The organism is Microbispora sp. NBC_01389 (assembly GCF_045040095.1).
Classification (GTDB): Bacteria; Actinomycetota; Actinomycetes; order Streptosporangiales; family Streptosporangiaceae; genus Microbispora.
In genome coordinates this window covers 3,595,801-3,608,534 of the sequence record NZ_CP109552.1, presented here as the reverse complement: position 1 = coordinate 3,608,534, position 12,734 = coordinate 3,595,801, and the positions used below count along the sequence as shown (strand labels likewise).

General features: G+C 70.0%; 11 protein-coding genes. 9 read left to right on the top strand and 2 right to left on the bottom strand.

The features are described from left to right. Window positions 1-10: 10 nt before the first annotated feature. The 6 genes from OG344_RS16400 to OG344_RS16375 all read left to right on the top strand — a co-directional run bounded on the left by OG344_RS16400 (window position 11) and on the right by OG344_RS16375 (window position 7,155). Window positions 11-1,267, top strand: a complete 1,257-nt coding sequence (locus OG344_RS16400; protein WP_405088954.1) for a styrene monooxygenase/indole monooxygenase family protein — start codon at window positions 11-13, stop codon at window positions 1,265-1,267. Window positions 1,268-1,371: 104 nt separating this feature from the next. Then, entirely contained in the window at window positions 1,372-2,010 is a 639-nt protein-coding gene (locus OG344_RS16395; RefSeq protein WP_327044137.1) for a winged helix-turn-helix transcriptional regulator, read from the top strand. 106 nt (window positions 2,011-2,116) lie between these two features. After that, window positions 2,117-3,616: an MFS transporter gene (locus tag OG344_RS16390; RefSeq protein ID WP_327044136.1), complete on the top strand. Its 1,500-nt coding sequence runs from the start codon at window positions 2,117-2,119 to the stop codon at window positions 3,614-3,616. A gap of 196 nt (window positions 3,617-3,812) precedes the next feature. After that, window positions 3,813-4,229 (top strand): SgcJ/EcaC family oxidoreductase, encoded by a 417-nt coding sequence (locus OG344_RS16385; RefSeq protein ID WP_327044135.1) that lies wholly within the window; start codon window positions 3,813-3,815, stop codon window positions 4,227-4,229. Window positions 4,230-4,499: 270 nt separating this feature from the next. Further along, window positions 4,500-5,225: an SDR family NAD(P)-dependent oxidoreductase gene (locus OG344_RS16380; protein ID WP_327044134.1), complete on the top strand. Its 726-nt coding sequence runs from the start codon at window positions 4,500-4,502 to the stop codon at window positions 5,223-5,225. A gap of 361 nt (window positions 5,226-5,586) precedes the next feature. Then, window positions 5,587-7,155, top strand: coding sequence for a PQQ-binding-like beta-propeller repeat protein (locus tag OG344_RS16375; protein WP_405088953.1), 1,569 nt, complete (start codon window positions 5,587-5,589; stop codon window positions 7,153-7,155). A gap of 122 nt (window positions 7,156-7,277) precedes the next feature. On the opposite strand, the gene OG344_RS16370 is transcribed toward OG344_RS16375, so the two are convergent. Further along, window positions 7,278-8,906 (bottom strand): serine/threonine-protein kinase, encoded by a 1,629-nt coding sequence (locus tag OG344_RS16370; protein WP_405088952.1) that lies wholly within the window; start codon window positions 8,904-8,906, stop codon window positions 7,278-7,280. Window positions 8,907-9,013: 107 nt separating this feature from the next. Further along, window positions 9,014-9,469 (bottom strand): hypothetical protein, encoded by a 456-nt coding sequence (locus tag OG344_RS16365; protein ID WP_405088951.1) that lies wholly within the window; start codon window positions 9,467-9,469, stop codon window positions 9,014-9,016. Window positions 9,470-9,515: 46 nt separating this feature from the next. On the opposite strand from OG344_RS16365, the gene OG344_RS16360 reads away from it, so the two are divergent. From OG344_RS16360 to gap, 3 genes are all read left to right on the top strand, one after another. Continuing rightward, window positions 9,516-10,487: a helix-turn-helix transcriptional regulator gene (locus OG344_RS16360; RefSeq protein WP_405088950.1), complete on the top strand. Its 972-nt coding sequence runs from the start codon at window positions 9,516-9,518 to the stop codon at window positions 10,485-10,487. A 103-nt stretch (window positions 10,488-10,590) separates the two neighbouring features. Further along, window positions 10,591-11,538: a GlxA family transcriptional regulator gene (locus tag OG344_RS16355; protein ID WP_405088949.1), complete on the top strand. Its 948-nt coding sequence runs from the start codon at window positions 10,591-10,593 to the stop codon at window positions 11,536-11,538. A gap of 141 nt (window positions 11,539-11,679) precedes the next feature. Continuing rightward, window positions 11,680-12,678: a type I glyceraldehyde-3-phosphate dehydrogenase gene (gene gap, locus OG344_RS16350; RefSeq protein WP_405088948.1), complete on the top strand. Its 999-nt coding sequence runs from the start codon at window positions 11,680-11,682 to the stop codon at window positions 12,676-12,678. Window positions 12,679-12,734: the final 56 nt, after the last annotated feature.

Sequence of the window (12,734 nt, the reverse complement as noted above, 5' to 3'; positions counted from 1 at the left end):
GTGACACGGTATGCGCAAGGTACTGATCGTCGGCGCCGGGCAGGCCGGGCTGCATCTCGCGCTCGGACTGCAGCAGCGCGGATATGACGTGACCGTGGTGTCGGCGCGGACGGCCGACGAGATCGAGCACGGCAACGTGATGTCGTCGCAGTTCCAGTTCGACAGCACGCTCAGGCTCGAACGCGACCTCGGTATCTACTTCTGGGACGGACAGCCGCCGCACACCCCGTTCACCCGCTTCATGTTGGGCGCGGGCGGCCCCACTCCGGCCGTCGAGTGGAGCAGCCCGCTGAAGAAGCCGGGCGCCGACATCGACCAGCGGGTCAAGATGTCGCACTGGCTCCGGTTGTTCGAGGGCAACGGTGGCAACCTGATCGTCCGGAACGCCACCGTCTCCGACGTCGACAGGTGGGCGGGCGAGTACGACCTCGTCGTCGTCGCCGCGGGCAAGGGCCGGCTGGCCGAGATGTTCGAGCGTGACGCGGCCCGATCGCCCTACACGGAGCCGCAGCGCATGCTCTCGCTCGTCTACGTCAACGGCTTCCAGCCCGATCCGGCCGGCCCCGGTGACAATTCCGTGGACTTCCACCTGCTGCCGGGGCTGGGCGAGATGATCGTGATGCCCGCGCTCACCGTCTCGGGTCCGTGCCACGTCCTGTTCTTCGAAGCCCTTCCCGGCGGGGAGCTGGACGTGTTCGGCGACGTCTCCTCCCCCCAGCAGCACCTGGAGCGTTTCGCCGGGCTGCTGGAACGGCACGTGCCATGGGTGCGCGAGCAGTACGACAAGCTGGAGCTCACCGACCCGGGCGGCACGCTGCGCGGCGGGTTCACGCCGATCGTCCGGCGGCCGGTCGCGACACTGCCCTCGGGCGGCCGGGCGCTGGGCATGGGGGACGTCGTCGTGACCAACGACCCCATCACGGGTCAGGGGTCGAACATGGCCGCCAAGTGTGCGGCGACCTACCTGGACAGCATCCTGGAGCACGGGGACCGGCCCTTCGACCGTGCTTTCATGGAGCGCGCCTTCGAGACGTTCTGGACGCAGCACGGGCGCGCGACCACCGAGTGGACCAACATGGCGCTGTCGCCGCCGCCTCCGCACGTGGTCGAACTCCTGGGAGCGGCGGGCCAGTACACCGCGATCGCCAACCGCTACATCGAGGGTTTCGACGACCCGAACGACTTCGCCGAGTGGTTCATGGATTCCGACAAGGCCGCCGCCTACCTCGCCGAGGTCGTCGGAGCCGCTGCCGGATCGGCCCGCTGAGATCTGTAACGGGCCGGGGAGCGGGCGCTGTGACCTGCATGGACGTCGCACGGCGACGCGTTGGCGCCCCGGGCGGTGATATTACGGCGGAGTAGGCTGGCGACATGGTCAAGAAGCGCAGCTACAACGAAGGATGCCCGGTCTCCCATGCGCTGGATCTCGTGGGGGAGCGTTGGGCGCTCCTGGTCGTCCGCGAGCTGATGCTCGGGCCGAAGCGCTTCAGCGACCTCCGGGACGGCCTGTGCGGAGTCAGCTCCAACATCCTGACGAGGCGACTTCGCGATCTTGAGGAGAGTGGTGTGCTGCGCAAGCAGCGCGCGGGCATTCCGGTGAGCACGAACGTGTACGAACTCACCGACTGGGGGCGGTCCCTGGAGCCGGTTCTCTTCGCGCTGGGCAACTGGGGGGTGATGTCGCCTTTCTGGGACAGGCAGGCCCCTTCGACCGTCGATTCGCTTCTCCTGTCGCTGCGCTCGCAGGCCGAGCTGTTCTTCCCCGGCGGCATGCCCGTCACCGGCACCTGCGACATGCGGATCGGGGAAGAGCGGTTCACCATGCGCTTCGGCGATGCCGGACTGACCATCGCCCGCACCGCCGCCCACCAGGCCGATGCCGTCGTACGGTTGGACGCCCGCACCCTGAAAGCGCTGGTCAACCGTGACGAAACGCTGGACGACGCCATCGCGGCGGGGCGCGCGACGCTCGACGGCGACGAGCGGCTGATCAGGTGTGTGATCAAGTAGCCAGGTTTTACCTTCCGGCCACCCGGTGCAGGTCATCCATTTAGCCTGACTCTGTTGCACGGGCTCACGGGGGCTCTGTAGGCTCGCAGTGCGAAAATTGAAGCAGATGGTTTTATTTTCGAATCAACCATCGTCGCGGGACCGCAGAGCCTCCCGAAGGAGTGAGGGCACCATGGCATCCGCCGAAGTCGGGGTAGCGACACCCCATAAGGGCTGGACATTGGCCCTCGGCTCAGTGGGCGTCTTCATGACGGCCCTGGACGCCCTCGTCGTCACCACCGCCCTGCCGAAGCTGCGCGCCGACTTCGGCGCGAGCCTCAGCGACCTCGAGTGGACGATCAACGCCTACATCCTCACCTTCGCCTGCGTCATGCTGTCCCTGGCCGCGCTGGCCGACCGCTTCGGGCGCCGGCGGGTGTACACGATCGGGTTGCTGATCTTCACGGTGACGTCGGCGGTCGCGGCGCTCTCCCCGGACATCGGCGTGCTGATCGCGGCCCGCGCCGGCCAGGGACTGGCCTGCGCCATCCTCATGCCCGTCTCGCTCACCCTGATCAGCGACGCCTTCCCGGTCGAGAAACGGGGCACGGCGATCGGGACGTGGGGCGCGGTCTCGGGGCTCGCGGTCGCGGTCGGTCCGGTCGTCGGCGGCGTGGTCGTCAACGGGCTCAACTGGCACTGGATCTTCTGGATCAACGTGCCCATCGGGCTGGTGGCCGCGCTCCTGTCGAGGTCGCGGCTGACCGAAAGCTACGGACCGCGCCACTCGATCGACCTGTACGGGCTCGCCCTGGCCTGCGCCGGGGCGTTTCTCCTGGCCTGGGGGCTGGTGCGGGTCAGCAGCGTCGGCTGGGCAAGTCCCGAGGTCGTCGCCTCGCTGATCGCCGGAGCGGTCGTCGTGGTGGTGTTCCTGCTGGTCGAGAGCCGCAGGCCCGAGCCGATGGTGCGCCTGGAGCTGTTTCGGAACAGGGCCTTCAACGCGGCGAGCTGGGTCAACTTCTTCATGTACGCCCCGCTGTTCGGCGCGCTGTTCCTGATGGCCCAACTCTTCCAGGTCGGGCTCGGCGACACCCCGCTGATGGCCGGCCTGCATCTACTCGCCTGGACCGGCGTGTCCATGTTCATCGGCCCGGTCGTCGGCCCCTTGGCCGACAAGTACGGCAACCGCTCGTTCATGGCCCTGGGCATAGCTCTGCAGGCGATCGGATTCGGCTGGGTGGCGACGGCCGTCCAGCCCGGCATCGGCTTCGGCGGGCTCATCGGTCCGCTGCTCGTCGCGGGAGTGGGCATCGGCATCGCCTTCCCGACCGTCGCGAACGGGGTGATGACCTCGGTGGGGCCCGACCAGACCGGAATCGCCTCGGGTACCAGCGCGACGCTGCGCGAACTGGGGGGCGTGTTCGGGGTCGCGCTCGCCGCGAGCGTCTTCGCCCACCCGGACAACTACACGTCCCCCTCGATCTTCATCACCAGCTTCAGCCATGCCCTCTGGCTGTGCGCGGCTCTCTCGGCGGTCGGCGCCCTCGTGTCGCTGACGTACCCGAGGCATCGCGCTCTCCAGGCGCAGCACGAGGCGCACCGCCTGTCGGAGTCATCCGCCTGGTAGACGTCCACGGCTGATCGGCTGCCCAGAGAGGAGGTGAGGCCGGCCCGTACTTTCCGATAGCAACCGCCAGAGATTCCCACTCCCGGCGCCAGGAATTCCGTTCCGTCAACCGCTTGAGCATGAACGTCGCCGTGACGGCTCCGGCTCGGCGGTCGACCGCAGCGATCCGGGCGTATGAGCGAAATGAGGTCACGATATGGCTGCGCAGGACCAGAAGAACGAAGAGACCGCCGTCCTCGACGTCGTCAACGGCGTCCACGAGGCCTGGAGCAAGAACGACGCCGACGTCTTCGTCGCCGACTACCTCGAGAACGCGACCGCGACCGTGCCCGGCTCCTTCATGGAGTCGCGCGAGCAGATCCACGGCTCGATGACGTTCCTGTTCAACGGGCCGATGAAGGGCACGAGCGCCTCCCAGAAGGTGCGGGATGTCCGGTTCCCCAGCGACGAGACGGCCGTGGTCATCACCGAGACCGGCGTGCTGATCCCCGGAGAGAGCGTGGCCCCGCCCGAGCGCACGGCGTACGCGACCTGGGTTCTCGTGAAGCAGGACGGCCACTGGAAGCTCGCCGCCTACTGCAACAGCCCCACGGTCGGCCCCGGCCCGCGGTAGTCAGCGGACCGACGTGACCGTGCCCCGCCCTGGCCCCCGCAGGGCGGGGCACATCGCCTGTGCGCCTTGACGGAACGAGATGGACGACTTTATCTCCGGGAATGCCCGTCCGGCGCGGCGGAATCCGACAGGACGTGGCCCCGAGGGGCGACGAAGGGCCGGCCACAGATTGTTCGATGATTTTTCGATGATCGCCGCCAGCTCTTCTCCGGTGTCGCCGAATCCGGCCCGGCTTATCCCGCCGATCATTCACCAAACAGGAGCAGCAAAATGACATTCGAGAACACGACCGTGCTGGTGACCGGGGCCAACCGCGGCATCGGGCAGGCACTGGCCGCCGAGGCCCTGGCCAGGGACGCCAAGCAGGTCTATGCCGGCACTCGCCGCCCGCTGACCCACGCCGACGCGCGGGTCACCCCCGTGACGCTGGACGTCACCGATCCCGAGCAGATCAAGGCGGCCGCCGACCAGGTCGAGTCGCTGGACGTCCTGATCAACAACGCCGGCATCATGCTGCCCGACCTCCCGTTCGACCCGGACGTGCTCGAACGGCACCTGGCCGTCAACCTCTACGGCACCAATGCCGTGACCCAGGCCTTCCTGCCCGCACTGATCCGCTCCCGCGGGGTCGTCATCAACATCCTGTCGGTGATCGCGTTGGCTCCCCTGCCGCCCTTCCCGTCCTACTCGATCTCGAAAGCGGCCGCGTTCTCCCTGACCCAGACGCTGCGCGCGCTCCACGCCGGGCAGGGGGTTAGGTTCCACGCGGTCCTGGCCGGCCCAATCGACACCGACATGACGCGCGAGCTCGACGTGCCCAAGGCGTCTCCCGAATCCGCCGCCCGGGCCATCTTCGACGCGGTGGAGAAGGGCGAGGAGGACATCTTCCCCGACCCCGCGTCCGCGCCCCTGGGGGGACTCTGGAACGGCAGCCCCGACAAGATCCTGGAGCGCCAGTTCGCGCAGCTCGTGCAGGGAGGGCCCCCCGCGTCGTGAGCGGGACGGCGGCGCCCGTAGCCCCCTGACCACCACCCCCAGGACGTAGCACAGATCACGGCCGGCTCCGGGGGCGGACTCCCCAAGTCCGATCGAGTCCGCCCCCGGAGCCGGAAGAACAACGGAGCCGGAAGAACAACGGAGCCGCCGCGGGATCGTTCCACGCGATTCACGGGGAGCGGCACCGCGACTCGAACCACGGAAAACCCTCGAAACAGCCCGCGCGACCCCATATCGATGATGGGTCCGCCTCCCCTGAAAGACCCAACGATCCGCGGGCGAACATGCAAAAGGAAATACATTGGCAAGAGACAGGCAACAACGGCGGTGGCGGCATCGCTGGACCGGAATCCTCCTCGCGGTGGTGGCCCTGTTCGCGGTGATGAGCGTGAACCTCGCCGCGGACGCGGGCACTGCTGCCGCCCAGGGACCGGACTGGCCGATGTTCGGCCAGAATCCGAACAACACGGCCAACGGCCCGGCCGAGCGGACCGGGCGGCTCACGCCGGCCCATGTCGGCCGTCTCGCACCGAAGTGGACGTTCACGACCGGCGGTGACGTGTCCGCCCGTGCCGCCGTGGTCGGCAACCTCGTCTATTTTCCCGACTGGTCGGGGCACCTGTACGCGCTCAAGGCGGGCAACGGCCGCCTCAAGTGGTCGCGCGACATCCTGAGAGATTATCTGCAGGGCGTTTTCCCCAATCCGCCGGCCAAGGTGGTCTCCCGCACCACGCCGTACGTGGATTCGTCCACCAACACGATGTACATCGGCACACAGCAGGGGGCCTGGCTCCTCGCCATCGACGCCACCACCGGTGCCCTGAAGTGGAAAACCCAGTTGGACAGCCACCCGTACGCGATCGACACCGGCTCGCCGATCGTCAGTCAAGGCGTGCTCTACGTCGGGGTGTCCTCCAACGAGGAGACCGCGGCCGGCGATCCCGGCTACCCGTGTTGCAGCTTCCGTGGCAGCGTGGTCGCGCTCAACGCGAAAACCGGAGCCCTGAAGTGGAAGACCTTCACGGTGCCGACGGGATACTCCGGTGGCGCGATCTGGAGCAGCACCGTCGTCCCGGACCCGGGCAGAGGCGTCGTGTACACCACCACCGGCAACAACTACAACACGCCGACCGACCCCGCCTACACGGCCTGCGTCAGCAATGGCGGTACGCAGGAATCGTGTCAGTCCCCGGACAACCATTTCGACACGGTGCTCGCGCTGCGCATGACGAACGGTTCCGTCGCCTGGGCGCAACGGATGTCCGACGGAGACGACTGGAACCTCGCGTGCCTGTTCGGCACCCCCGGAGGGAACTGCCCGGCACCGGCCGGTGAAGACTACGACTTCGGCAGCGGCATCAACCTGTTCACCATCAGAACGAATCGGGGATCGAAAACCCTGCTCGGCGCCGGGCAGAAGAGCGGCATCTACGCTGCTTTCGACCCCGACCTCAACGGCGCACTCCGCTGGGCCACCCAAGTCGGGCCGGGAGGGCCACTCGGTGGAATCCAGTGGGGCTCCGCCACCGATGGCACCCGAATCTACGTCGCCATCTCCAACTCCAGCAGCGAACCCTATGTGCTCCAGCCATCCGGTGTCAGCACCAGCCACGGCTCATGGAGCGCACTGGACCCGGCGACCGGGGCTGTTCTCTGGCAGACCCCAGACCCCGGGGGCGCCACGGACCAGGGTCCTCTGGCCGTCGCCAACGGCGTCGTCTACGCACCCTCGATGGCCGGCACCGGCGACAACATGTTCGCGCTCAACGCCGCCACCGGCGGGATCCTCTGGAAATTCCCCTCCGGCGGATCGGTGATCGCCGGGGCCACGATCGCACGGAACAAGGTTTTCTGGGGTTCTGGTTACAGCCAGATCCCCGGATTCACCGGGAACAACAAGTTCTATGCGTTCAGCCTGAACGGAAACTAGCCTCGATTCGGCCCCGGCAGGCTGGGCACCGCCCTCCTGCCGGGGTCGTCTTCTTTCCGTCCGGCACCGGCGTCCGGTGGCCGGCACGTGGCTTCGGGATCTCCGATGCCCATGCGGAGTGGTCAGTCCCGGATCAGGAGGCCCTGGTAGGTGACACCGTCCTCGCCGCCGTCCCGGCGGTAGGCGAGCCCTTCACTCGTCTGGGTCAGGGTGATCCTGCCCGCGGCGCACCTGTCCAGCCGGAAGACGAGTGCGGTGCCGGAGCCGCGCGTCAGCGTCAGACTCCCCCGGCACGAGCTGTCGGTGTCCTTCCAGCTTCCGGTGCGCCCGCCCGCTGCCAGCACGATCTGGACGTCGGCCTCGCTGGTTCCCACGAGCTCGTCGGGCACGACATGGCCTCCCCAGGTGCCGGCGAACGCGGCCGGAACCGTCCCGCCCGGCGTGGTCGACGGCGCCGCGGTGCCCTTCGGAGTCGCCGTGGCGTCCCCCGCGGCGTCGTCCGTCGTCACAGCGTCATCCGTCGCCGCGCCGTCGTCCTCGGTCGAGCCGTCGTCCGTGACCGTGTCCCCCGGCGTGGCGCCGGCGGGTGGCGCCGCTGAGCCGGCGGTGCCCGAGACGGTGGTGCCCGAGACGGTGGTGCGCGAGACGGTCGTCGTCGCGCCGGTGTGCGGCGAGATGCCAGTGTGCGGCGAAGTGCCGGCCGCGCGGCCGGAAAGCAGGCGCGGCCCCAGCAGCGCGGCGGTGACCGACAGCGCGGCCACGGCGGCCACCACCCCGGCGACGATCCCGGTACGGGAGGCCTGCCGGCGGTCGCCCGTCACGGTGGTCCGCGACGCGGGCGGATTCGTCCCGGCCGGATCGGAGGCCGGGAAGGTGGGGAGGATCGCGGTCGTGCCGCCCTGCCGTACGCCCTCCGGCCTGGTGGCCGCCGCGGCCGCGCCCGCCCGAAGCGGGTCGGGGGCGGCCCCGACGAGCTCCAGCAGCAGGTCGCGGGAGGCCGGCCGGAGCGCGGGATCCTTGGCCAGGCACCGTTCGACCACCCCGCGCAGGGGCCGGGGCAGCGCCGAGGCGTCGGGCTCGGCGGTCAGGATCCGGTGCATGACGGCGGGGACGGTGGCGGCGCCGAAGGCCGGGCGGCCCGTGGCGGCGAAGACGATCGTGGCTCCCCAGGCGAACACGTCGGAGGCGGGCGTGGCCGGTTCCCCGGCGATCTGCTCGGGCGCGAGGTAGGCCGGAGTGCCGACCGGACCCGCCGTGATCGTGTCGCTCGCGCCCTGCCTGGCGATGCCGAAGTCCACCACCCGGGGGCCGTCCGGCCCCAGCAGCACGTTCGCCGGCTTGAAGTCCCGGTGCACGATCCCGGCCGCGTGCACGGCCGCGAGCGCCGTGGCCGTGCCGACCGCGAGGCGTTCCAGCTCGCCGCCCCGCAGCGGACCGCCGGAAGCGACCCGCTGCTGCAGGGACGGCCCGTCGATGAACTCGCTCACCACGTACGGCATCCGCCCGTCGACCACCGCGGTCAGCACCCGGGCGGTGCAGAAGGGCGCGACTCCGCGCATCGCGTCGAGCTCGCGGACCAGCCGCTCCTGCACCGACGCGTCGAGCCCCGACTTGAGCACCTTCACCGCGACCGGTTCACCTCGGGGCGACCGGCCGAGGAACACCACCCCCTGCCCGCCCTCGCCGAGCCGTCCGCTCAGTGTGAACTCGCCCAGTACGCGCGGATCGCCGGGCTCCAGAGGGGTGACCATGGCACCGGACCCTAGCGAGGCGAGCGCCCCTGCGGAACGCCTCACTGCGGCCGGCCGCCGGCCACGGAGACCGCCGACAAGTCATGAGCGCTTCGGTTCTCACGGCATCACCCGACGCGGGTGAAGTCCATGATCCAGTTGGTCTCCCAGGTCTCGCCGCCGTCGTAGGAGAAGGCCTGCGCCCAGTGGCACGAGTCGCGTGTGGTCTCCGACCAGGTGAACCGGACGCGGATCGGGCGGCCGTCGTCGGTGTCGTCGGCGTAGAACGTGCCGACCCCGTCGACGAAGCGGCCGACGACCGGGACCGGATCCAGGCCGCGCCTGCTGTTGATCCAGTGGATGGACCACTCGTCCCGCTCGGCGTCGTACGTCCGGACCGTCGCGCCGTCGAAGTCCTTGGTGGGCAGCGTGAGCGTGTCGAAGCTGCCCGCACCGTCGAAGAAGCCGTACGCGACGCAGTGGCCGGGGAACTCCTCCCACTCGTCGCTGCCGACACCCCGCTTGAGGAGCCTCCGGTTGGCCATGTCCCACCTGCCGACGAGGAAGTCGAAGTCGTTTGCCATGCCCAGGACCGTACGACCCCTCCACTGACATCTATTGTCAGTGGATGTGCGCGCATCCCGGCTGTTGTCCATCCTTCTGCTGCTCCAGTCGCGGGAGCGCCTGACGGCCCGCCGGCTCGCCGAAGAGCTGGAGGTGAGTGTCCGCACGATCTACCGCGACGTCGAGTCGCTGCAGGCCGCCGGCATCCCGTTGTACGGCGAGGCCGGGCACGAGGGCGGATACCGGCTGATGGACGGCTTCCGCACCCGCCTCACCGGCCTGACCCCGCGGGAGGCGGAGGCGCTGTTCCTGGCCCCGCTGCCGGGACCGGCCGCCGAGCTCGGGCTCGGCGCCCTCGCGGCGGCGGCCGAGCTCAAGATCGAGGCCGCGCTGCCCGCCACCCTGCGGGAGGGCGCCAGGCGGATACGGAGCCACTTCCTCCTCGACGCGCCCGGCTGGTATCACGACGGCGACCACGTGCCGCACCTGCCCGACGTCGCCGAGGCCGTGTGGAACGGCCGCGTCATCGAGGTGCTCTACCGGCGATGGGCCGCCCCGACCGAGGTCGAACGCCGGCTGGAGCCGTACGGGCTGGTGCTTAAGAGCGGGAAGTGGTATCTCGTGGCCCGCTGCGACGGCGCCCTGCGGACCTACCGGGTCACCCAGATCCTGCGGCTGCGGGTCACGGACGACACGTTCGAGCGCCCCGAGGGCTTCGACCTGGCCGGGCACTGGCGCGAGCACCTGGCGGGCTTCCGCTCGCGGCTGTTCCAGGGGCACGCGGTGATCCGGCTCTCGCCGGACGGGTGTGAGCGGCTGCGGGAGACGATGAGCTCGGCCGTGGTGACCGCCGTGGACGACACGGCCGAGGAGCCGGACGCGGAGGGCTGGATCAGGGCCACCGTGCCGATCGAGTCGCTGACGCACGCCCATTCCGAGTTCCTCAGGCTCGGGGCCGAGGTGGAGGTCCTGGAGCCCGCCGAGCTGCGGAGCAGGCTGGCGGACACCGCCGCCGCCCTGGCCGCCCTCTACCGGTGACCCGCGCCGGGGCGGGTGGATGGCAGGATGCTTGCGGGAGGGGTCATGACGGTCAGGGTGCGAGAGGACGCGCACCGGACCGCGGGAGAGCCGGAGGAGGCAGATGAGCCGGAGGAGCCATCGCGTCGCCGTGCTCGTGCTGGAGGGCGCGAAGCCGCTCGACGTCGGCATCCCCGCGCAGGTGTTCTCCAGCCGGCCGAGCATGCCGTACGAGGTGCGGGTGTGCGGCGCCGCGCCCGGACTGGTGACCGGCGGCGACGGCCTCTCCTATCACGTGGCCGAGGGCCTCGACGCCTTCGAGCAGGCCGACACGGTCTTCATCCCCGGCTATCGGGAGCCCGCGACCACGGAGCCGCCGGCCGCGGTCCTCGGCGCGCTCATGGCGGCCCACGAGCGCGGAACCCGGCTCGCGGCCATCTCGACAGGGGCGTTCGCACTGGCGGCGGCCGGCCTGCTCGACGGCAAGCGGGCGACGACCCACTGGCACTACACGAAGGCCCTCGCCGGCAAGCATCCGCTCGTACGGGTGGACGAGAACGTGCTGTTCGTGGACGAGGGCGACGTGCTGACGTCGGCGGGCGCGGCGTCCGGCATCGACCTGTGCCTGCACCTGGTGCGGCGCGACCACGGCGTCGGGCTGTCCAACCACGTGGCGAGACGGCTGGTGGCGGCGCCCTACCGAAGCGGCGGTCAGGCGCAGTACGTTCCCCGCAGCGTCCCCGAACCGCTCGGCGACCTGTTCGCGAACACGCGGGAGTGGGCCCTGGCGCACCTGTCCGAACGGCTGACCCTCGAAACCCTCGCCCGCCACGCGCGGGTGTCGGCGCGCACCTTCTCCCGGCGGTTCGTGGAGGACACCGGCCACACGCCGATGCAGTGGGTGCTCCGGGCACGCGTGGACCTGGCCCGCGAACTGCTCGAACGCACCGACCTGGGCGTGGAGCAGATCGCCGACCGGGTCGGGCTCGGCACCGGCGCCAACCTGCGCCTGCACTTCCAGCGCATTCTCGGCACCTCCCCGACCGAATACCGCCACACCTTTTCGGCCTGAACCCGATCGGGCGGGGTGTGGCGAGATCCTTGCGAACGGTGGCGAAACTTCTGGCTCGATCCTTGCGCGTGCTGTCATTCAGGCCACTGTCGGCCCGGCGTCCGGACGCCGATCATGGAGCGCGAGACGAAAGGAACGCCCATGACCCGCATCGCCGTCAACGGATTCGGCCGCATCGGACGCAACACCCTCCGAGCCCTGCTCGAACGTGACACCGACCTCGAAGTGGTCGCGGTCAACGACCTCACCGCCCCGGAGACCCTCGCGCACCTGCTCAGGTACGACAGCGCGCTCGGCCGCCTCGGCCTTCCCGTCGAGGTCGACGGCGCCGAGCTCGTGGTCGGCGGCCGCCGCATCCAGGTGCTCGCCGAACGCGAGCCTGCCAAGCTGCCCTGGGCCGAGCTCGGCGTCGGGATCGTGCTCGAGTCCACCGGCCGCTTCACCGCGGCGCGTGCCGCCCGCGCGCACATCGACGCGGGGGCCAGGCGCGTGCTGGTGAGCGCCCCCTCCGACGGCGCCGACGTCACGCTCGCCTACGGCGTGAACACCGAGGCGTACGACCCCGCCAGGCACGTGATCGTCTCGAACGCCTCGTGCACCACGAACGCGCTGGCTCCGCTGGCGTCCGTGCTCGACGACCTGGCCGGCATCGAGCACGGCTTCATGACCACGGTGCACGCCTACACCCAGGAGCAGAACCTGCAGGACGGCCCGCACCGCGACCTGCGGCGCGCACGCGCGGCCGGCGTGAACATCGTGCCGACCACCACGGGAGCCGCCAAGGCCATCGGCCAGGTGCTGCCGAACCTCGACGGCAGGCTGTCGGGCGACTCGATCCGCGTGCCGGTTCCGGTGGGTTCGCTCGTGGAGCTGAACACCTCCGTCTCACGCGAGGTGACCCGCGACGAGGTGCTCGCGGCCTACCGCGCCGCCGCCGACGGCAGGCTCAGGGGCATCCTCGACTACGCCGACGAGCCGCTGGTCTCCAGCGACATCACCGGCCAGCCGGCGTCGTCGATCTTCGACGCCGCCCTCACCCGCGTCCACGGCAGGCACGTCAAGGTGGTGGCCTGGTACGACAACGAGTGGGGCTTCTCGAACCGGGTCGTCGACACGCTGGAGCTGCTCGCACGCGACTGAGCCTCTTTCTGAGGTGGGATGACTCCCGGCGGCCCGGCACCCTCGGAAGGGTGAAG